The organism is Bacillus clarus (assembly GCF_000746925.1).
Lineage (GTDB): Bacteria > Bacillota > Bacilli > Bacillales > Bacillaceae_G > Bacillus_A > Bacillus_A clarus.
The window spans coordinates 4,914,616-4,936,065 of sequence record NZ_JMQC01000008.1; the positions used below are offsets into that span (position 1 = coordinate 4,914,616).

Annotated in this window: 20 protein-coding genes and 4 pseudogenes; 10 read left to right on the plus strand and 14 right to left on the minus strand. The window is 34.3% G+C overall.

The window, feature by feature from the left end; translation table 11 throughout:
* Nucleotides 1-8 precede the first annotated feature (8 nt).
* On the plus strand, nucleotides 9-296 hold the full coding sequence (locus tag DJ93_RS26110) for a YciI family protein (protein WP_042983950.1): 288 nt from the start codon (nucleotides 9-11) through the stop codon (nucleotides 294-296).
* A gap of 203 nt (nucleotides 297-499) precedes the next feature.
* On the opposite strand, the gene DJ93_RS26115 is transcribed toward DJ93_RS26110, so the two are convergent.
* Nucleotides 500-1,159: a M23 family metallopeptidase gene (locus DJ93_RS26115; protein WP_042983951.1), complete on the minus strand. Its 660-nt coding sequence runs from the start codon at nucleotides 1,157-1,159 to the stop codon at nucleotides 500-502.
* Between the two features lie 346 nt (nucleotides 1,160-1,505).
* Complete coding sequence (locus DJ93_RS26120; RefSeq protein WP_052109647.1) at nucleotides 1,506-2,066, minus strand: hypothetical protein; 561 nt, start codon at nucleotides 2,064-2,066, stop codon at nucleotides 1,506-1,508.
* 382 nt (nucleotides 2,067-2,448) lie between these two features.
* Between DJ93_RS26120 and DJ93_RS34070 the strand changes: the two are divergent.
* The 4 genes and pseudogenes from DJ93_RS34070 to DJ93_RS26135 all read left to right on the plus strand — a co-directional run.
* A pseudogene (locus DJ93_RS34070) lies at nucleotides 2,449-2,717 on the plus strand (DUF6262 family protein); the annotation flags it as partial.
* Between the two features lie 281 nt (nucleotides 2,718-2,998).
* Nucleotides 2,999-3,808: a TrmB family transcriptional regulator gene (locus DJ93_RS26125; RefSeq protein ID WP_042983952.1), complete on the plus strand. Its 810-nt coding sequence runs from the start codon at nucleotides 2,999-3,001 to the stop codon at nucleotides 3,806-3,808.
* 81 nt (nucleotides 3,809-3,889) lie between these two features.
* Nucleotides 3,890-4,618, plus strand: coding sequence for an AzlC family ABC transporter permease (locus tag DJ93_RS26130; RefSeq protein ID WP_042983953.1), 729 nt, complete (start codon nucleotides 3,890-3,892; stop codon nucleotides 4,616-4,618).
* Complete coding sequence (locus DJ93_RS26135; protein ID WP_042983954.1) at nucleotides 4,609-4,935, plus strand: AzlD domain-containing protein; 327 nt, start codon at nucleotides 4,609-4,611, stop codon at nucleotides 4,933-4,935. The genes DJ93_RS26130 and DJ93_RS26135 overlap by 10 nt, the downstream gene beginning before the upstream one ends.
* Before the next feature lie 240 nt (nucleotides 4,936-5,175).
* On the opposite strand, the pseudogene DJ93_RS26140 reads toward DJ93_RS26135, so the two are convergent.
* The 7 genes and pseudogenes from DJ93_RS26140 to DJ93_RS32900 all read right to left on the minus strand — a co-directional run.
* Nucleotides 5,176-5,685 (minus strand): annotated as a pseudogene (locus tag DJ93_RS26140) (Tn3 family transposase); the annotation flags it as partial.
* Between the two features lie 504 nt (nucleotides 5,686-6,189).
* A complete protein-coding gene (locus DJ93_RS26145) occupies nucleotides 6,190-7,113 on the minus strand; it encodes a DMT family transporter (protein WP_042983956.1) in 924 nt (307 codons plus the stop codon).
* A gap of 145 nt (nucleotides 7,114-7,258) precedes the next feature.
* Nucleotides 7,259-8,686 carry an NAD(P)-binding domain-containing protein gene (locus DJ93_RS26150; protein WP_042983957.1) on the minus strand — a complete coding sequence of 476 codons (1,428 nt, stop codon included), beginning with the start codon at nucleotides 8,684-8,686 and terminating at the stop codon, nucleotides 7,259-7,261.
* A gap of 603 nt (nucleotides 8,687-9,289) precedes the next feature.
* Nucleotides 9,290-9,979, minus strand: a complete 690-nt coding sequence (locus DJ93_RS26155) for an IS6 family transposase (RefSeq protein WP_042983958.1) — start codon at nucleotides 9,977-9,979, stop codon at nucleotides 9,290-9,292.
* Between the two features lie 26 nt (nucleotides 9,980-10,005).
* Entirely contained in the window at nucleotides 10,006-12,012 is a 2,007-nt protein-coding gene (locus DJ93_RS32470; protein ID WP_117288006.1) for a Tn3 family transposase, read from the minus strand.
* A complete protein-coding gene (locus DJ93_RS32475; RefSeq protein WP_052109650.1) occupies nucleotides 11,921-12,646 on the minus strand; it encodes a DUF4158 domain-containing protein in 726 nt (241 codons plus the stop codon). The genes DJ93_RS32470 and DJ93_RS32475 overlap by 92 nt, the downstream gene beginning before the upstream one ends.
* Nucleotides 12,647-12,879: 233 nt before the next feature.
* Nucleotides 12,880-13,041 (minus strand): hypothetical protein, encoded by a 162-nt coding sequence (locus DJ93_RS32900; protein WP_161785262.1) that lies wholly within the window; start codon nucleotides 13,039-13,041, stop codon nucleotides 12,880-12,882.
* Between the two features lie 129 nt (nucleotides 13,042-13,170).
* Here DJ93_RS32900 and DJ93_RS33410 point away from each other — a divergent pair, with 129 nt between their 5' ends.
* The 4 genes and pseudogenes from DJ93_RS33410 (at nucleotide 13,171) to DJ93_RS34075 (ending at nucleotide 15,757) form a co-directional block, all read left to right on the plus strand.
* Nucleotides 13,171-13,332: a hypothetical protein gene (locus DJ93_RS33410; RefSeq protein ID WP_080743619.1), complete on the plus strand. Its 162-nt coding sequence runs from the start codon at nucleotides 13,171-13,173 to the stop codon at nucleotides 13,330-13,332.
* 787 nt (nucleotides 13,333-14,119) lie between these two features.
* The gene (locus tag DJ93_RS26165; RefSeq protein ID WP_042983959.1) at nucleotides 14,120-14,743 is read left to right on the plus strand and encodes a hypothetical protein; all 624 of its coding nucleotides are present in this window, start codon (nucleotides 14,120-14,122) and stop codon (nucleotides 14,741-14,743) included.
* Between the two features lie 156 nt (nucleotides 14,744-14,899).
* A complete protein-coding gene (locus DJ93_RS26170) occupies nucleotides 14,900-15,256 on the plus strand; it encodes a hypothetical protein (RefSeq protein WP_042983960.1) in 357 nt (118 codons plus the stop codon).
* Between the two features lie 233 nt (nucleotides 15,257-15,489).
* Nucleotides 15,490-15,757: pseudogene (locus tag DJ93_RS34075) on the plus strand (hypothetical protein).
* 104 nt (nucleotides 15,758-15,861) lie between these two features.
* Here the strand turns inward: DJ93_RS34075 and DJ93_RS26180 are convergent.
* Nucleotides 15,862-16,311 (minus strand): DUF6884 domain-containing protein, encoded by a 450-nt coding sequence (locus tag DJ93_RS26180; protein ID WP_042983961.1) that lies wholly within the window; start codon nucleotides 16,309-16,311, stop codon nucleotides 15,862-15,864.
* Between the two features lie 105 nt (nucleotides 16,312-16,416).
* Nucleotides 16,417-17,525, minus strand: a pseudogene (locus DJ93_RS34080) (peptide ABC transporter permease); the annotation flags it as partial.
* A gap of 105 nt (nucleotides 17,526-17,630) precedes the next feature.
* On the opposite strand from DJ93_RS34080, the gene DJ93_RS26190 reads away from it, so the two are divergent.
* Nucleotides 17,631-17,819 carry a DUF4017 family protein gene (locus tag DJ93_RS26190; protein ID WP_042983962.1) on the plus strand — a complete coding sequence of 63 codons (189 nt, stop codon included), beginning with the start codon at nucleotides 17,631-17,633 and terminating at the stop codon, nucleotides 17,817-17,819.
* 43 nt (nucleotides 17,820-17,862) lie between these two features.
* Here the strand turns inward: DJ93_RS26190 and DJ93_RS26195 are convergent, their stop codons facing one another.
* The 3 genes from DJ93_RS26195 to DJ93_RS26205 all read right to left on the minus strand — a co-directional run bounded on the left by DJ93_RS26195 (nucleotide 17,863) and on the right by DJ93_RS26205 (nucleotide 21,427).
* Nucleotides 17,863-19,560, minus strand: coding sequence for a M3 family oligoendopeptidase (locus tag DJ93_RS26195; RefSeq protein WP_042983963.1), 1,698 nt, complete (start codon nucleotides 19,558-19,560; stop codon nucleotides 17,863-17,865).
* 111 nt (nucleotides 19,561-19,671) lie between these two features.
* Nucleotides 19,672-20,646, minus strand: coding sequence for a manganese-dependent inorganic pyrophosphatase (ppaC, locus tag DJ93_RS26200; RefSeq protein ID WP_374937195.1), 975 nt, complete (start codon nucleotides 20,644-20,646; stop codon nucleotides 19,672-19,674).
* Between the two features lie 115 nt (nucleotides 20,647-20,761).
* Nucleotides 20,762-21,427, minus strand: a complete 666-nt coding sequence (locus DJ93_RS26205) for a lytic polysaccharide monooxygenase (protein ID WP_042983965.1) — start codon at nucleotides 21,425-21,427, stop codon at nucleotides 20,762-20,764.
* Nucleotides 21,428-21,450: the final 23 nt, after the last annotated feature.

Sequence of the window (21,450 nt, forward strand, 5' to 3'; positions counted from 1 at the left end):
ATGTTAAAATGAACTACTTTGTTATCCTATTTACGCAAGGTGAAAATTGGGAACAAGGAAAAAAAATTTGGGAGCAAGATTTGGAAAAACACAGAGATTTTTGGAGAGAATACGGAGAAAAGACTGATAAGGTAATAGGTGCAGGCCCTTTTACGGATGACACTGGCGGCATGATTATTTTAGAAATAGAGAGTCTTGATGAGGCTACAAGAATTGTTAACCTTGATCCGGCTGTTATTGGTGAAATATTCAAAACAACTGTACACCCGTGGCATCCACTTTCGAAAAGATTTTAGGATAGTGTTTTATATAAGGACTATTGGAATAAATTTAGAAGCATCCATAATAGGGGGTACCGCCACACATCCATCAACTTAAGGTATATTTTTATACAAAATGCGGTCTTTCCATATAGTTTATTATTATAGGTGTTTTTAGCATAATTTTCTTATGAATTTAGCTTATTCCCCTTTTTCGGGGGATGAGCATAGTTACCCATTTACCAATAATATAAACATGAACGAGGAATTGGTGGAACACTAGGGTGATAAACCCCTGGAGAATGCATATAAGGATGAGCTGATACTCCAGGATCGACTGGCACGCTAGGATGAGTATGATGGAAATAAGGATAAGAATGAGAATGAGATGGAACAGTGTGAGCCGTTACACCTAATTGCCAATCACAAGTTGGACTACCAGAAGAGTTATACCTAGCCATATGAACGTGAGGAGAACAAGAAGAACCAGAAATATCGACTGTACCAATTTGTTGACCTACAGATACCTGATCTTTTAATTTAAGACCAGGAAGCGGAGTTACATGGACATATTGAGTGATAAAATGATCATTATTGCTTCTTATTGAAACAAAGTTACCATAATTACACACGTTGCTACATCCACATGATTCATGACCATATGATAATACATTAATATATCCTGATTCTGCAGCATATACTGGAGTACCTATTTTAATATTCGGAACCGTCAAATCCAGCGCTCCCGAATGTGTAGACCCGCAACCTTTAATTGCTGTTATTCTACCTGATAAAGGAAATCCAGGATAACTATAAAATGGAGTACTAACTAAAGGACATGTTGGACAAATATTAAATGAAATTGGATCCTCCTTATAAGTATCTACTTGTCCTGCCATATATCGTCACCTCTCTTAACACAAAGTTAATTAATTCTAGTCTTGATAGTATATTTAAAGCTAATATGTTTAGATAATTGTCCATATATAATTAGGTAATTGCTACACTACCATTCCATAGAACAAAATACTGATTTGAATTATATTTCTCAACAATCAATATAGATAAATATGGTAAAATGTTTATAGGTTGGATTAACTTGTTATATACTTGTACTGTAAGAAAAGATGTTATTAAAATTAAAGTGGTTCAAGTCGGAGGAAGGCACCTTAGGGTGTCTTTTCTTTATAAAAAAAAGCCCTCTCACATAGTAAAAAGACTCAATACACCATTTTTACAAAAAACTTAAATCACCTGAGTTAATGTAGCTGAAAATTGAGTACTTCTTCTAGTTGCATTAATTTGCCCTGGCGCAGTACTTATAAAAAATACTTCTACAGGTTCCCCTGCTCTTAACAATACAATTTGAGTACTTGCTATAATCCCATTAGATCCTGCTACAATTGTTCTCCAAAATTCATCATCTTCCCCTACTGGGATTTCATTAATTGAAAAATGTATACCTGCATTATAATCAACATTTCCAGTAGATGTAAAGTTAACAGACGCATTCAAAGCATAAATTCCATCTGTTTTAGGTCTAAAAACAGAAGTAGTAACATTATATTCATTATTTAGATCAAATTCTTTAATTGGATATAGTACCTTTACATTTGTAAGAGCAGTAACATTTTGCTGTGCTAAACTTACAGCTCTAAATGCTGAAGGAGATACCTTCTCCTCTTTCTTACAATCACAATAAACTTTAATGACTCTTTCAGAAGACGAATGACAATTATCCTCATAATATTTATGCTTTTTCTTACGATAATCATCATAAGAATCACAAGAAGTATATTTACCCATAAATTTCACAACCTCCTAAGAATTAGTCAATACTAAAATATGGGTATCTTTGCCCATCCCCCGAAAAAGGGTGATAAGGCAGAAAACACCAATTTCATGTTAAAGGGATACGGCAACGATTACTTCTTTTTTGAGCCACTCATCAAATTTTGTTGTAACAAAAAGGTATTTTAATAATAATGTTACGGATTATTTTTGATACAGTATTTTGTTACAGCTAGTTCAACGGTTAGGATATTTCATATTTTCAAATATAAAACGTAACAAAAACGAACGTTTATGTTACAAATCGGGCAACTAAGGCTGAACCCTAAAGTCGTCTACAATTTATATGGAATATTTTGTCTTAATACCCCTTTTTGGGCGATGGGCAAAGTTATCCAATATCAATTTTAATAGCGTAGCAAATGAGGCGGGGATTGCTAAAGCGACACTGTACAATAATCAGAAGTTCCGTAAACGGATTGAAACCCTGCGTCAACAGCAAGCACAATCCCCTACCCAAAACAGATATAACGCGAGATGAGTGACAGCAATAAAGATGTAATTATTGAATCGTTGAAGCGGAGAATTAAGAAAGTTGAAGAAGAAAACAAACAATTACGTAATCAACTAAAAGTGGCATATGCAGACGTATACAAACAGATATAAGTTAATAAAAAATATATTTTCATCATAAACATTTGGAATATCCAAAAAATATTGTGAAATCAGGGTCTTGCCAACAAAATAACATAAAATTAAAGATAAGATGTTTTTAAGAATTTGAAAAGTTAATTTCTCTACGTTAAGGGGCGATTTATTCTCTATTAACGAGGGAAATTATTAAGGATTATTTCCCTTATAATTAATATTTGTACTAAAAAATAACTTTGACATATAATTTACTTTATTTTATAGTAAGTACTACACTAACTACTAAAGGAGTTATTATGGAAGAACTTTATAAAGAACTTCAGAAATGGGGATTTTCGCAATATGAATGCAAAGCGTATATAGGCCTTTTGAAGAATTATCCCATAACAGGATATGAAATAAGTAAAAGGTCAGGTGTACCTCGTTCAACGATTTACGAAGTGGTGGCAAAATTAATAGATAAAGGTGCGGTTTATACAGTACCTTCTGATCCTGTAACCTATGCCCCATTGCCAGCTAAAGAGTTAATCCGTCGATTACGTAACAACTTCGAAAATTCTATGAATTATCTTGAAAAGAATTTATCTGCTTTAGAAAGTGAACAAGAAGTAGATGTGATTCATCGTATCAGCAGCGATGAGCATGTTGTTGCTGAAATGATTGATATCATAAATAAAGCAGAAGAAGAAATATGGTTGTCGATTTGGGAACCACAAGCCTCTTCTATAAAAAGTGCTATAGATAGACGAATAAATGAAGAAATCCATGTTTTCTCTATTCTTTTTGGAGCATCTGATATGCAGCTTGGTGTAACTACTCATCATAATTACATGGCTCCCGAAGTAGCTGAGGAACGTATGAATGGTCGATTAACGATTGTCGCACGGGACAATGAAGAAGTATTAATTGCAAATTTTTCTCCAAATACACCTGCATGGGCAATAAAAACAGAAGATCCAGCCCTGGTATTAATCGCAATGGAGTACATTAGACATGACATTATGTTCTCAGAATTAGTTAAAGAAGTTGGTCCAGAGAAAACGGAAGCTCTTTGGAAAAACGATTCTAATCTATTCCATGTTGTCACTGGAAAACGGTTCAAATAAATTGAACCGTATTTTCTTTCATTTTTTTCGTAGTAGTTAGTGTGTTAGCTTCTAATTATTTAAAAATAAGGAGGGAATGAAATGAATCTGTCGAACGTCCAAGTGAATTCATCTCAGAGAGATGAAGATAGCTTTATCAAAGGAGTAAAAGATTGCATCCCTACATTACTGGGTTATTTAAGTATCGGAATAGCGGCAGGTGTTATTCAAAAGACTGCGGGACTTAGCATAGCTGAGATAGCTCTAATGTCTTTAATCCTCTATGCTGGCTCTGCTCAGTTTATTGCTGCAGGAATGATGGCAACAAGCAGTTCTCTTACTGCCATTATTATTACGATTTTCTTTGTTAATCTTCGTCATATTTTACTTAGTGCAGCACTAGCACCTTATTTTCGGCATCTTTCTCCATTTCGGAATATGTTAGTAGGTTCCCTACTTACCGATGAGACATTTGGTGTTGCTATTAGCGAAGCTGCAAAGAAAAAACAAATCAGTGAAAGATGGATGCATGGCCTTAACATAACAGCTTATATAAATTGGCTTGTAGCTAATTTAGCAGGAGCATTTTTGGCACAGTGGATTTCCAATCCTGAAGAATTCGGTCTAGGATTTGCCTTGCCAGCGATGTTTATAGGGATTCTTATTATAACAATGTTAGGACGAAGTACAATCAAACTAGATATCATTGTCGCAATTATAGCAGTTGTTATTGCTGTGGGAAGTTCTTTCATATTGTCCAGTAGTATGGGGGTTATTGTTGCTACAATTATTGCTTCAACAATAGGAATGGTGGTGGAGAAATGGAAGTAAGATGGGAAGTTTTTTTAATTATTCTAGGGGCAGCTATTGTAACGTTTATCCCAAGGGTCGTTCCTCTTATGGTACTAAGTCGTTTCGAGTTACCGGAATGGGGAATGCGATGGTTAAATTATGTCCCTATTTCTGTTATAGCTGCTTTGATTGGTCAAGAGATATTTATTCATGATGGAAAGATTGCATCACTTACAAGCAACATTGAATTTTTTGCAGCCATACCAACTTTCATTATAGCTATAAAAACACGTAGTTTATTGGGAACCGTACTGGGAGGTATTATTTCCATTATTAGTTTGCGCTTTTTGTTTTAAAACTAAATACTGTATTCGATCAATTGTCAGGTTTAAATACCAAGCCATTGCACGAAAGATAACTATAGAGCCGTAGGATAGAAGATAAGGATTGAAATATATGTTGAATTGATATTTCGCGGCTTAAAAATCTTGTAAAGCCCTAAAAGGCCTGACACGACCGAAAAAAGAAAATTGTACGTTAAGGAAATATTTTACACAAAAACCCGATTCTCGTGTATGTAAAGAATCGGGTTTTTATTACTTTACTTTTATTTTAATTTCTCGTAATGGACGTAATTTTTCAAAATTAACCTTTTGATTTAAATTCCAAACATAATCACCTGTAAGTGCGATATGCTCCCATCCTAGCGGAGAAATATGTTGAATATTTTCCTCCGGAATATGAATTCCATTAGCACGTAACGTCTCGATTGCACGAGAGATATAAATAGAATTCCAAGTTACAATTGCGGAAATAAGAAGTTGAAGACCACTTGCCCGATGTAATTGATCTTCATATGAACGATCACGAATTTCTCCTAATCGATTGAAAAATAGAGCCCTCGCAAGAGAATGTTTACTTTCCCCTTTATTTAACTCTACCTGAACCTTTCTCCTATGTTCAGGATCTTGTATCCATTTTAACATATATAAACTTCTCTCTATCCGACCAATTTCACGAAGTGCTACAGATAAGCTATTTTGTCTGGGATAGGATGCTAGTTTCTTTAAAATAAGCGAAGCTGTAACTGTTCCCTGGCTGTCACTTTAGGAGTTATTTTGCACCTATTTTAAGCGCTATTTTGCACTATGAGTAAATATAATAAGCCTAATTTCTCATTAAAATTGAGAAATTAGGCTTATTTCGTTGCTCCATTAAAGCGCCCTTTAACAGAATAACACTTGTGCTACTATGGACTGGTTTTTGTGAATAAGGGATTCAGCCGAGATACGTGTAAAAACGGGTCATAAGCTGTATTATATTTCCATTATTAGTTTTTTAACTAAATTAGCTAAAAATATCTACCTCACGATTAACAAAAAGCCGATTTCCTGTACGCTAAGGGACCGGCTGTATTGTTGGTTTGGAATAAGATTCGATCAAAATTATGCTGTGAACATTGATTTTATAATAGAAGAAACCCACGCGTTTTGAACAAAGGTTAATCAAAATACATGGGTTTGATTTTGCTATGGAATCGGCGATTCATATTCTCTCCTTATGGTGTGCCAAGTTCTAAACTATTTCTGGCTATTCTAGAACTTACGCTTTTACTCTTCCGTATTAGATTTTACCTGCGCACTATTGAATAATGAAGCATTCACCGTTTTTCCGCGATAATTCACGAGATAAATACTTACACCTACTAATAATAACCCTACGACAAGGCGGTAAGTTATCGGTTCATCTAAAAACACCGTACCGATGAATACTGCAATGATCGGTACAAGAAACGTGAATGTACCGACTTTGCTTGCCTCTCCCGCATTAATAAGTTTATAGTAAATGATATATGCCAGTGGAATGCCAAAAGTGGAGCCGTATCCGAGTCCCAAAAGGTACTTACCATTCCATTCAATAGCTGACCAGTCTTCAACAATTGTTCCAGTACCTATTAGAATAACTCCACCAATAATACACTGCAAAGACACCATCCAGAAAGCATCTACTTCGTTGCTCACCTTCTTCACATAAACCACACCAAGCGCCCAGCTAAATGCCATAAGCAACCCTAAGACAACACCAATGATCGATACATGAACGGTTAATCCGTCCACACTGACAACTACAATCCCAAGAAATCCGATAATCAAACCCATGATTTTAAACGACGACATGTCCTCTCCAAGCCAAATCCAAGCAAACAATCCAAGTAAAACTGGCTGAAAATAGACAAGCACTGAAAACAGTCCTCCTGGCAAATAAATGAGCCCTACTGTCTGTAACCCAAAAAAGAGAATCGTATTAAAGAATGCTGAAATACAATATTTCAACCAATTTTCACGCCATTTGCTCCTGTTCCTCATTTTATATATGAGAGCTGCAAGTATAAGGCCACCAATCAATGCACGCATACCTGCAAATAATAACGGTGGCGTATAAGGCACAGCCATTTTATAGATTGGCCAACTTACACCCCAAAGAAAGACTAATAATAGTAATGCATACGTCGATTTTGTAAAGACCTTCTCCAATTGTCTATCCTCCCTTTAATAGTTGAATAGTAAACTAAGTCTATATTTCGAATTAGGCTTGAACTCTCCCCCACCAATAGATTCTAGCCTATGTTAAGGGAAGATATCTGCACCCTTTTATTTATCCTTATCCATATCGAAAAAATTATCTTACGTCAGAACCCCTCTTTGTCCATTCTCCAACAAATTCAGCTTCATTATAAGAATAGAAGTTTTTCAGAATCTCCTCATGATTATCAGAGAACAACTGGTCTGCCACAGCTGAAACTAGTCTAGGTATACCATACCTCATTCCCGGAAGCGAAGAGGCTGAGATACCACAGCTAACTACAGCTGAATAGTTAAAAACAAAAAGCCCATGAAGATGCTTTGTTTCCTTTTTGTCCCGACATGTGAAAGTAAAGCCAGGGCCAAGGTAAGGATACGCATCAAGCTTATGGTTGGCGATCTCAGCAGGTGCATTATAATAGTCATCCCAACGTGCAATATGGCGTTCGAAAAGTTTTAGCTCTGGACGTAAAGAATGATCAGTCACAAGACCAGTGGAAATGATTAGAAAATCAAAAGTAAAATTACCTTGTGGAGTAGTGACAACAGCCTTCTCAGCTTCATGCTGTACGTCAAGCCATGGTGCACCTAAGTGTAATTTAAATCCGGGATGTGAAGCTGCACGTTCAAATGTGTCATTTGTAGGAGGTTGATGCTTAAAGTAATGGGCCATAACGGCATATTTATCAGCATCCGATAGAACATGAAAACGTTCAATTAGACCTGACACCCCCATTTGTCGCATTGGGTTAATGCGTGGCATCTCCGTGCGGCGAACAAACATATGAGCCGAACACACACCTTCAGATAATGCAAAATTGGCATTATCAAAAGCGGAGGCCCCTCCGCCTAAAATTGCCACCTTCTTGTCTTTAAGGGCCTCAAAGTCAATGTCTTCTGAGGTATGTGCATAGAGGTGACGAGGTAATGTTTCGGAAATCATAGATGGTACGTGCCATTCTCCTCCGCCTTGAATACCAGTGGCTAAGATAACCTTGCGGGCCAGTAATGTATTAGAAGATGCTCCTGCTCCTTCAATATGCAGTCGATAAATATCTTCCCCTGCAGGCTCAATAAGCTTCATCTTCACCTCATTAACAACAGGTAAATTAAGAACCTTTCGATACCAACGTAGATAGTTCATCCAATCGTTTCGTGGAATCTTATCGATGTCCTCCCAACTTTTTGGTCCAAATTGGGCTTCCCACCAGGAGCGAAAAGTCAGAGAAGGCACTCCAAGATCAATGGATATCAAATGTTTAGGCGTACGCAATGTCATCATACGAGCGTAAGTTACCCATGGCCCTTCATATCCTTCACTGTTTTCGTCGATGATAAGGATATTAGATATTCTTTCACGCAAAAGCCCAAAGGCCACACCTAAACCACACTGGCCACCTCCTATAATCACTGTATCGTAGACATGCCCCTCAGGATGGTGGGTTGGGCATACCCAGTCCTCTCCCCCAAATGCAAGATAAGAAAGATCCCTTTTTACTTGTTCATTTAAAGCTTCTAAACTCATAATTTTTCATTCCTTTCAATATATGACTTATTATCTTCTGAACTAATCGTTAAGTTATTCTTTACTTTATCTGAATGGTGGCTTTTTCTCACATCGTCTTATGAGCAGCATTGATCAATTCCAACAATATTATTAAAATTTTCTGAAATCACAGACACTTCCTTGCCTCCATATTTTCACAATACCATACCCCCTTATGGTATGTAAAGGACTTTTAATAAAAAGTTTAAAAATGGGTATTTGACGAAGAATTTTTTTTACTTAGAATTTTTCCTTGACTGAAGTGCATCCTTCTATTGTGGAAAGCATATCCCGTTTAGGAGTAGTACCAGCGAAGCTGTCATAGACCGCAATAAGGATTTAAACCTTGATATACAATAACAAAAACGACCGTTTTTGTTACGGTCATTATTAATAAACTTTTAGTCTAATTAACTTGCATACTGAGTGTAACAAAAATATGTAACAATATTATTCGTAACAATATCCTCATTTAATCGTTTTTGATACAATAGTCGGTGAAGAGGATGATAAATATGAAGTTTGGGGTTCTGTTGCAAAGTTTTTTAACAGAGAAAAAGTTGGTATGATTGCAGATGGATTTTATGCAATCGTTAGTAATTGTTGTAATTCATTATACGTCGAAAAAACGAAGTTTGGTTGTTGCAAACTTCGTTTTCGTTTATATAGAGCATGAACGGTTTCAATACCTTTCAAGGTACGTGAAGTATGACGAAGGCTTTGAAATCCTATAGATTTGGCAAAACGCCTTTTTACATGTCTATGGTCTTGTTCAATGAGATTGTTCAAATGTTTGACTGTACAATGAGTTGTACGTCTATAAAAACCTTGTTCTTTTAATTTGTTAAACGCGCAAAGTAGCGCTGGGGCTTTGTCTGTTGTGAGAACTGTTGGTTCTCCAAAAGCCTTCACCAATCTTTTCATAAAAGCATATGCCGCCTGATGATCTCTTGTTTTTCGAAGTTGAATATCCAATGTATATCCACCCTTATCGATCGCACGATATAAATAACGCCATTTTCCTTTCACTTTTATATAAGTTTCATCTAATTTCCACGATGATTGTACCTTTTTGTTTTTCTTCTTCCAGATTTGATAGATCAAATTTCCATATTCATGGACCCAACGCATAATAGTTGTTGGATGAACCGATATGCCACGCTCTCTCAAAAGTTCAGAGATATCGCGATAGCTTAAAGAAAAACGACAATAGTAGCCAACGGCTACTAAAATAATATCCTTCTTAAATTGTTTTCCTTTAAAATATCCCATATAGTATTCTCCTCGCCTCATGTTTCTTACATTTTAACTTCCCTTAGAAAAACTTTGCAACAGAACCATGCCTGATATATTTTATTCTTCTTACTGTATGTGCCTAATGTATTCAATATAGTGGATGGGGTGATTTTACCAGCTTTGATTGACATCGCGATTCTAAGCATATCCGGGTAGTGATTTTCAATCATACTCCAATTGATTTCTCCTGAAAATAGTTCATCAATATGTTCATAACTGTCTTGTGAATTGGGGCGAAATAATTTTAAGTGCTTCCAATTGCGAATGCGGGGCATTAACTGAATACCTAATAAAGTAGCTAAACCAAAGACTGTGGTGCTTTGTCCTTGCGTATCCGAATGCAGAATTTCTGGTTGAATATCTACTTTTTCATTCATCAAAACATCCAATATATGTATTCCTTCCCAAACCCCACAAGGAATAAAATTACTAAATAAAGCAATATATGTGTTGGAAACATGATAATATCCAATACCCCCATAACCCCCATATCGAATATGGTTTTCAGATAAAAGATTTTGTTCATAGACATCCCATATCGTTCCGTCTGCTGATGCACTTTTTCCATCTCCCCAATATTTTGGAAGTTCAAAACGATTGTAAGCATTAATAATATATCGAATTGCTTTGTCTAAGTCTTCAATTGTTACATGCCTTTGATTAATCCAAGCAATTTGTTTTCGATCTATTTCTTGTATTGAACGAGCTGTTTGAGTAGGACCTAAATTACATCCGTAACAAAATGTATTAGTTAAATAACGGTCAATGTGATTTTCTAATTTTCCTTCATACCCTGAAATAGGTCCAAAGAAACGTGTCCAATTGAGCCAATACTCTGTATCTGCTAACATATCTAGAACGTTAATCGGCTCTAAATTATACATAATATAATTTTCAAGCTCTTTCAATTCAGGAAGAACCTTCTTCTTTTTTAGTTTTCCAATTACTACTTCGCCTTTTTCAATTCGAACTTGCTGATTATGTGGGAAGGATTTGTTGGTATTATGGCAAACTTGTTGAAGGTTATGATGTATCTTTTTTGTGAAATCTGAACCTAAACTAGGTAAGTTTAATTGATTACAAAATTCCTCAAGGTTCTCTTCATATTCTTCCCATGAAATAAGTTGTTTTCGATAATCTGCATATTTTTCACTACCTTCAATATATAAATCTCCAGATTTCAAACCCCACATAATTTGTGAAAATACACACACTTCAAAATGCCGACGATTCAGTTCCTCTGGAACAACTTCTCTTTTCTTTTTAGGACTTAACCATCTCCACCAACCATCAGGTATCCAAGACAAGTTCAGAAGAGGTGTCACTTCTCTTTTCCACAGTCCAATCTTTTTTATATGAGCGACCGATATCCATTCTTTTCTGGTATGTTGATGAGAAAATATAAATTGAATGGCTTCTACTATAGATGAATCCTGAGTTGTTGACCGTAAAGGGAATACCTCTAAAATTTTGAATAGTGTAGAGCGATGACTTTTAAAGAATTTTTGTAAAAACAAATAGTAATTATCCCCACTAAGTGATAGATGATCCTCACAATCTTGTAATACTTGATCTTCTTTATCTCCAAGTACTTGTTGGATAGCTTGTAAACGTTCATCAGGTATTCCTTCCGTTTGGTAGGCCATAAGTACATGCTGTAAAGTGGCTACTAAAGAATCCGTTCGTTTTTGTGTCTGTTTTTTATAATCCTGTAAAAATTCACGTCCTTTTTTATGAATACTCATCATACGTTTTATCAGCATTTCACCAATATTATCTAGTATTCTTGATGTTTGTACAGAAATCAAAGAGATGGCTAACGTATATCTTTTCTTCTTTTCTATTTCTGACATACGATAAGCATCTAATGTTTTAGCTTCAGCAGCCATTTGTTGTATTTTGGTTGAAGAAAAGCTTTCAAGAAGGTAAACAGGTATTTTTTGATGTATTAACCAATCGTAATGCAGAATTAACTCTTTTAAATGAAACAAGGAGGCACGGTTTGGCATCTTCTTTGAGGCGATTCCACGGGCTATAAAAGGTGTCAGGTTCTGTTTGAAATAAATAGTCTATTTGTTGTAATTGTTGCTCTTGTAAGGATTCATATACTTGCTCGTAAATGAAACGATAAGACTTGTGTCTTATTTCGTTAGCCGCTTCTTTAAAAGTGTTATAGACGGGTAATTCATATCTTTGATGTATTAACTCTTCAATAGCTGCATTAATTAAATCAGCTGGATCATCTTTGCTTCCAGCTATATGTTTCATTGTATCAAGCATGATTTGACGAGCATTATGATCAAATTGTTGAATTTTTAGATACTGTCTTACAAATTGATAATGTCTTTTTATAGTACGTGTTTTACTGTATGCTTCCCATTCAGTTTCAATAGGGATAGGTAATTGAGCGGACTGTGCAATGTGTTTAATTATAATTGGAGGTATATCTGAAATACGTGTAAAAAAGCCAAGATTTTGTACAGTTTTTAGCAAAATTAGTAACACTAGTTGCTGTAATGTTCCTTTTGTTTTCAAACTTGTCCATTCTATTTCGCTTCTGGTTGGCGTGTATACACTCCTTAAATCTTCCGTACTTAGATTATGTTTGATTCTTGGATATATCGTATCTTGAATACTAGGCATAACTAATCCCCCTAGAATCTATATATGTTTCAATATTCAACCATCTTTATTGTAAAATAAAAACCTATCCGCAGATAGGTTTCTTGTTTATATTTATCTTATTAATTTGAATATTTTTCCATAGTGGCCCCTCATACCTTGAATCGTTTCCGTACCCCCAATACTCCAAAACTCAAATGTACTCTCATGTTATTACATGAGAGTACATTTGAGTTCGTCCAACTTGAACATAATTACGCTCTCCTTTCCTCGTGAAATAAAAAAAAGGCAACCGATTTAGCCTTCATCCGACCGCCTTGAAATTCATATATCTTGTGTAACCTTAACTGCTGTAATACGGTCGCACTTAACAATTCATCAAATATGAAATTTTCAGGAGTTTTTTCTTTTGACATACATTCACCTCCAAAAAACTTTTATCATTACTATTAAATGCATAATAGAAATAAAATATTTCATGCACATTTTATTTACTTTCATAGAATACTACTAATCATATACATATGAATTGAGGAGGTTTATATATGAAACGTTATTACAATCGTTCCGCCGATTCTAAAACTTTACATAAACAACTCCAATTTTCTAATGATGATGCTTGGAAATATGAATCTTTTTATAAGTATCAGCCTTTATTTTCTTATAAAAAGCTTTTCAAATTTCTTTCTCAGCTCTTTAGACGTTAATATGTATATAAAAATAAAATGTACCATTCATACAACATTTCTCAACATGAGACCTATAGACTTCATATAACATTATTGTTACCATTTACATAATCTGCTTGATAAAAACCCCTTATTGCAACCTACTTAAAAAAGTAGGTCTTTTTTTCTCAACATGAACAGTATAGAATTCACAAATCGTATCTGTTAATCTATATACATAGCCAATATGTACAATGCGATGTGACCAGTTCTAACGTACAGGTCTTTTTTATTTTGTAATTCTTTTATATTCGAAACAAATGACTCCAATTTCAAAATAGAATATAGACTATCAATTTATTTTTTCTCAATACACAAAACGAATTTCATTTGTTACTATAAAAGTACTCCAGATGAGTTATTACTCATCAACATTATCTAGTCAAAGGGATCTGCCGCGGGAAGCAGATCCCTTTGATTTTTTATATTATCCATCGTTATCACCTCGTCCAATTGGACACATTTACCAGGTTTCTTTCCAAGAAATTCATGTTACTATTATTTAGTCGAGTCCGACATCTCGGCAATACCCTTTTGGAGCCCTGCTACTTCCCTTGCAGGGCTTCTTTCATTTTATATACATTCATAGCTCCCAACAATTTACTTCGGAGTATCCTCTTTTATTTTCCATTTCCAAAATCTACCTCTTACACTTACAATAGAATCTTCTTTATCCCCACCGTTTTATAAAAACGTTTGGACACGTAACCTAGAGGTGGACTTTATCATAACTTGAGGTATATATGTGTAAAGGAGTGTAAGTATTATGTATCCTTATTGGCAATCGTATTATTATCCATATGATACCCCTTATGTAAATTGGGATTTATCGATACGAAATTACCGTGTGAGTAAAAATGAAGCTTTTTTACAAGGTTATATGCGATCTCTATGGGAACAACATGTTGCTTGGACGAGGCTAGCTATTATAAGCATCATTTTTAATTTACCAGATGTGAACGTTACTGTTGCACGCCTTCTTCGAAATGCAACAGATATGGGAAATTCTCTTCAACCTTTCTACGGTGAAAATGCGGTAAAAAAATATAGTGAATTGATTAAAGATCACTTAGTCATCGCTGCGGACCTTGTTAAAGCCGCAAAAGCTGGAGACCAAAGTGCAGCTTCAGCTATAGAGAAAAAATGGTACGCTAACGGAGATGAGATTGTCGAATTTCTAAACAGTATAAATCCATATTTACCGAAAGAAGAACTAAAAAAAATGTTTTACGAACATTTAGCACTGACTAAATCTGAAGCACTAGCCATCTTAAATAAAGATTATGAAGCAGGTGTAAAACTGTACGATAAAATTGAAAAAGAAGCCATAGAAATGGCTGATGCTATTACGGAAGGAATCGTAAAACAATTCCCTCAAGTATTTCAATAGTAAAAAACCGATTCAAAAACGAATCGGTTTTTTAAACTTTATCCTCCTTAACCATTCATAAATTTCTTTATACATCTAGTTATCCCTCACTGAACTCTTTACATTTGGCCTATATCGATATATTTTATTAGTAGTCATTTTGTAGGAGGAAATATATTGATTAACGCCGTAGGACTCGCTTTTATTCTGACTAATAAACTTGAAAAGAAGAAAAAAGTTTATCTTAATGATAAATTTGCACTAATAGACATTATCGACGCTAAAGAGGTATATGATTCTGAAGGGAACCCATTAGTAGAACTAACTTGTAAATATAGTATTTATTTAGATGAAAAATATTACTGTAAATCGCTCGATGATTATACTGGACAAGTGTTCCCTTTTCTAAGTTCAAAAATAGGAAAAGGTCTCGTAAGAAATTTAAATTATTATTTTTCATATGTAGATGTATATGATGAAAAACCACCAGTTAAAGAAATAAGAACCCTTATGAAGCAAGTGACAAACAGATAATAAACGAATATATTCAAAATAGAAGCATCCAATTTGGGTGCTTCTATTTTTTTAATCAATTTCTAATTCAGCTATAGACCTTCTTCTAAATATATCTAAACAAACACTAAAACAAACATATAGGAGGGCTTAGTATATGAAAACTTTCAGAAACGATAGTAAATAAACGCCTAAACCGAATTAAAAAAGTTGGTTTATTCCTCTTATTACTTTTAATTGTATAGGTTGGATATATGGAATTTCTTTATAGAAATGGCTTTTGTCAGAAAAGAACTTTGGTGTAAACTTGCAAGGCTTTCGAAAGACTCATCTGGATACTCTTATACATGCAAGTAAAACGGATTCAAGCAAACTATCATTAATTGAACTAATCAATACATCTTGTTCTCAAATTTGTATAGGAGAAACATCACATATATTACACTAGACCATAGTTATATACTGTATAAGGAATCTGGTGGGAAAAATATAATTTTAGAAATTAAGAAGAATGATAAATAGGTAATCGAAAAGAAAATGGTTAAACAAAGACTTTAAAAACAATTGCATATAAAGGCTTTTAACTTTAAAAATTCTTCCTGTACCATCTATTCAACATTGAAAAATTATATTTCGTTACACTCCTCAACCGCACCTTTCAACCGCTGCAACATATAACCTATCCCTTTACATCCCTCTAATGGATACGTAATGATTTCTTCTGAATATAACTGTATGACTACTTTTTTATGTTTCTTCCCTGCAAGCAAAACAATTTCATCAAATTCTAGCAATCCTTTATCAACCATTTGTTTTTGTAGTTCTTCTATACTAATAATCTCATCACTTTTTGAATCAAATGCGAGGTCATAGTTTTCGTTTACGATATCAGTTGGCCTTAAAAATCCATGCTTTGCAGATAATATAACCCAGTTTTCGAAAAACTTAGATGCATACGCCTGACATGCTTTTCCGAATGGACTGATATATACATCCTTCGCTTCTGTAGGCCCTTGATTAGAATACTTATCCCAAATTTTCTTTTTTCCACATGGAATAATACCTAGTCTTGTCATTGTTGTTTCTTACCTCAATTCTAAATTACAATATAAAATTTTACTTTTCAGTACATTTTCTTTCAAGCTATTTTATAAATATCTATAAAAATCATATCCTCTTCATTAAACGAATAAAAATATAGCGTTGCCCTTTTCTTCATATTCACCTTCTATTTCTCCTACCCCTAAAATACTCCAACCTTCATCTGTTTTTATTGGTTTTTCATTTATCACGAAATAAATTTGTTTGATATTTTTAATCTCTTCTTTATAGGTCGATATGACGGGGTGATTAATCATATATGTTTTATTACGTAAATTCACTCCTAAAAAAGTTTTATGTAATACTTTATTTCCATTTAAAATTAGATTCATGGGATTTAACATATTTAGTTCTATATCTCCTATAATACGAAGGTGATATCCCTTTTTATTATGAAACATTTTAAATTCTTTTTCCTTGTTTCTATTAACGAAATTTATAATTTCCTTTGTTTCTGTACTTATTTTTATTTCTTTCATTTGTCTCAAACCTATATCAAACTCTATATTTCGTTTAAAGAAATCATATAACAATTCATCACTCTCTAAAAAACTCGTTTTCCACTCAGGAAAGATTTCATCTAGTAGTAGACATAAAATCATACCTGATTTATAACAACTTCTTCTTATGTTAGAATTTGAATCATACGTATCCAGAATTAAGCTACTATATTTTCGTAAAGTTTCTTTATTCTCATTTTTACATACTTTATTGTATGCATTCATTTCAACATACCAAGCCGGACCTTCTACACTTTCCACCATATATTCATATTTCATAAATTCATTAAGCTCGCTCTTTGCTCTCTTAATTCAATAAACTGTTGTATATTCTTTTTCTTTTCAATAAATGTATCACAATGAACTGCGTTGTATAAGAAAACTCGCTCTCTATTTCTTAATTCAACATTTTCTTCTAATATAGGATATTGACAACCTAAAAATTCATTCGGAAATCTACTTTCCTTCATTAAATATTGATAGCCGTGAAACAGTTCATGTACTAAAACAGCAAATAAACTTTCATAATCACTATATCTATCGAAATTTACGATGGCAGTTGGATAATTTTCATATAATATGAATGTATCACCTTTAAATTGCTCGTTCCAATTTAAAATTGTATATCCATCCCTCTCCTCTGTCATAAATGATGGATGATGAAATACATACACATATTCATCGTTATATTATCTAAACTTTATATTTAAAACGATATTTATATGTTGTGAATACCATCTAATTGCGTGTCATAAAAATACACAAATAAATCATTATAAAGGAGGTGAAATAAAATGAAGAATATTATTCCACCACTACTAGTCTATATCATTGTTTGTATAATTGCAGTCGTAATCCCTGCGTCTGATGGATATAATACAATAGGTTGGAAATTGTTCGTTGGGCAAGTGTATGCAATTCCTATTCTCATCGTCGCTGCTTTTCTTACATTTTATATAAATAAAAAATCTCATTATAAATAAATGTTAAGGATAGCGATCGCTATCCTTTTTTTGTGGCTCTTTTTCACTCTAATTCGGTCATTATATACAATACAAATTCAGAAATACTCTGCACTGCTTCCTTGGAAAAATCAAACGTAACACCTGTATTTTTGTAAATCTCTTGAATTGATACATTCCAATCCGTACTCGCCCCTTCTTTAAATAAAACAATCGCCTTTTCTTGATTTTCCCGATAAATTTGAAATAACTGCAATGCTCCTAATTGCGCAATTGCGTACTCCATTTTATAAAATGGAAACTGGATATAGTGGAAAGATTCTATCCAACTTGCACCGATTTCCTCCTCCACACCTGTAGTATCAACTGACGCATACTTATATTTTCTACATATTTCAAGATATTTTGCATCTCGTTCTTCTGCTGAATGATCCGGATTTGTATAAAGCCAATGCTGAAATAAATCCCCTAAAACTGGTGTGATTAACAAAGAAAATGCACGATGTAATTGCTCGCGTTGCGCTTTCTTATATTCGCCCTCCTCCTTATAGAAAACATCGAATTTATCCATTAGTAGTAGCTCTAAACTGTGAGAGTATAGCTCAGCTACTTCTTCACGAAGATACCCTTCTTGCATACTACTTTCATTATTGAATTGCTTATAAAAATGAAGTGCATGACCGATTTCATGTATAAGAGCATTAATTGCGTTAAACGATGCACTAAAATTAGAGTATATAAAAACCTCTTTTATTTTTGGCAAAGTAAAACAGGCAGCTCCTGGCGCCTTATGTTCCCGCTCTTCGACATCAATCAACCCATTTTTGCGAATATGCTGAAATCTCTCTTGAAAATACGGAGCAGTCCTTCGTAACATCTCTCCCACCCCATCCAATAAATCAACATAATTATCGAACGGAGTTTTTTGTAATGTACAAGGGGCAAGATCCCACGGACGATACATTTCTACACCAAGTTCTCTTTTAAAAAGATTACCTAATCGCTTCCATACCGGTACAACATACTTCTCTACAGAATCATGAAGTGTATAGCAATCTTCCATGCTATACTCTCTATTTTTCAGTTTGAAAATATATTCACTATAATTGGTAAACCCTGCATTAAGAGCCATTTGATGACGTAATTGTACGAGTTCATTCATAATACAATCTATTTCTGGTTTTACTACACTTCTTGCTTCACATAAAGCATGCCATGCCCTTTCACGAATTTCTCTATCTTGACTATCTAACTTTGCTTTAACGTATGCGTATGTCCTTGTTTCTTCATTCCAATTGATTGTTATGTTAGACATAATTTCTCTATACTTCGTTATAAGAGCCTCTTCCTTCACGGCAAGAGAAATATTCTTTTCATTAAATATTTCACTCTTCGTCAATCTTATTTTCTTCATGTATCCGTATCTCCGTTCATCTAACAACTTGGAAAACGGACAATCAATAAATTTCTGATCCAATTTTGCATTGTAATTTTTTAAAAGTGGTTGAATCGTATTTTGATTATACTCATGTAAATCACGTATAGTACTATCTTTTGTATTTCTATACACAGCAATTAAATGACTCGTTAATACTTCTTCCACTTCAGCATTTAAACGCTGTTCCGCCATAAGCCATTTCTCTAATTCTGAAACAGAAGAAATATTTTGATCGAGAAGTTCCTGAAATGTATTTTTCAATGTTTCTAAGTCATAATATTTGCTATTTCCGTTCCCCTTTAACGTCTTTGAATCATTAAACATACGCAATCCTCCTGATAAAAAAATCTGAATTTTCCGTTATTTAAAAAGAGAAAAAAGGACAAGTAGCCAATCCGACTACTTGTCCTTTCTATTTATCCGTACTTAATATTATTAAGCTTGGAATGCTTCTGTTAAAACAGGTACGATTTGTTTTTTACGAGATACAACACCTTTTAAAGTAGCTGTGTTGTTTTCTAATGTTACGTTGTATGCTTTCTCAACAACGTTTGCTGCTTTACCGATCGCAAGACCGACAGAATCGTTTGTTAAGATATCAGTTACAACGAATAAGAATAGGTCTAAACCTTTTTCTTCTACTACTGCAGAGATAACTTTTTCAAGTTCCGCTTGGTGTACAAGAACGTCGTTTGTATCAACAGCGTTTACTTGTGCGATTTCAACTTTCGCGTTACCCATTTGGAATTCTTTAGCGTCAAGGGAGATTAATTGCTCCATTGTTTTTCCGCTTAAGTCAGCACCAGCTTTTAACATTTCTAAGCCGTAGCTATCTGCATCTACACCAGCGATTTCCGCTAATTCACGAGCTGCTACTACGTCTTGTTCTGTGCAAGTTGGAGATTTGAATAGTAAAGAATCTGAAATGATTGCAGATAACATTAAACCTGCAACCTCTTTACGAATTGCAACGCCATTTTCTTTGTACATTTTGTTTAAAATGGTAGCTGTACATCCAACTGGCTCACAACGGTAGTATAAAGGATCGCTTGTTTCAAAGTTAGCAATACGGTGATGATCAATAACTTCTAACACACGAACAGATTCGATATCGTTAGCACTTTGTTGACGCTCGTTATGGTCAACTAAAATAACGTTGTCCACTTCGTTTGCTACTGTCTCAACAAAACGCGGTCCTTCTACTTTAAAATGATCTAACGCAAATTGAGTTTCACCGCTGATTTCGCCTAAACGTACAGGCTCAGCATTCATTCCTAATTCTTTTTTCAATTCTGCATAAGCAATTGCAGAACAAATTGCATCTGTATCTGGGTTTTTATGCCCGAAAACTAGTACTTTTTCCATAATTTCCACCTCTTCATGAAAAGGATATCTTAAAGAAGCAAATATGACAATATTTAAAGCGCATTTTTTTATAAATAATTGCACTTTCTTCTATATTTTTCTTCCTTTTCACGAAAAAAGATCATCTAATATGGTATAGTTGATCAAAGGTTATCTTTTCTTAAAATAAAGATGGAACTTGCACTACATTGTTACATGCTAAATTCCCACCCAATCTATTATTCACAAGGTTCACATCAATAACTTGATAAAATGCATTGCCAGTATCCGCAATTTCCCAAACTGCTAAAATAAGATGGTACCCGCTGCGATCAGTTGGTACGTTGGCTTCATGCGTTACTGATGTTCCCGGTCTTACTCCCCCATCATTTTTCACATAGAATGGCACTAAATCTAAATCAGATCGTGTTAATGGTTTATTTGGATTCCAATCTTTTTTCGTAATGTAGTATTTCCACTCTTTCGTACTATGAGGGGCCGTTAGCTTCCATTTAAACACATTCTTGCCACCGTTAATCGTTACTTTCTTCCACCTATCAACAGTTTGAACATCTAAATCAGGAAAATGACCAGCACCTGCAATTTGTCCATCAGAAGGTCCTAATTGCGGAAATCCACCTATTCCTTCTACACTTTGCGGTTCATATTGAATCGGACCACAATTTACATTTACCCCTTGCTTACATAAATAAGATCGGCTCGCTGGTGATTCTACATATCCATGAGCTGAGGCTTTTTCTGAAAAACCAAAAGTTAATAGTCCTGTAAGTAATATCCCACCACTTAACATAACCTTCTTCATTTTTTGTGCACCTTTCGTGTTCATCCTTACATCCCCTTCCCCATAAT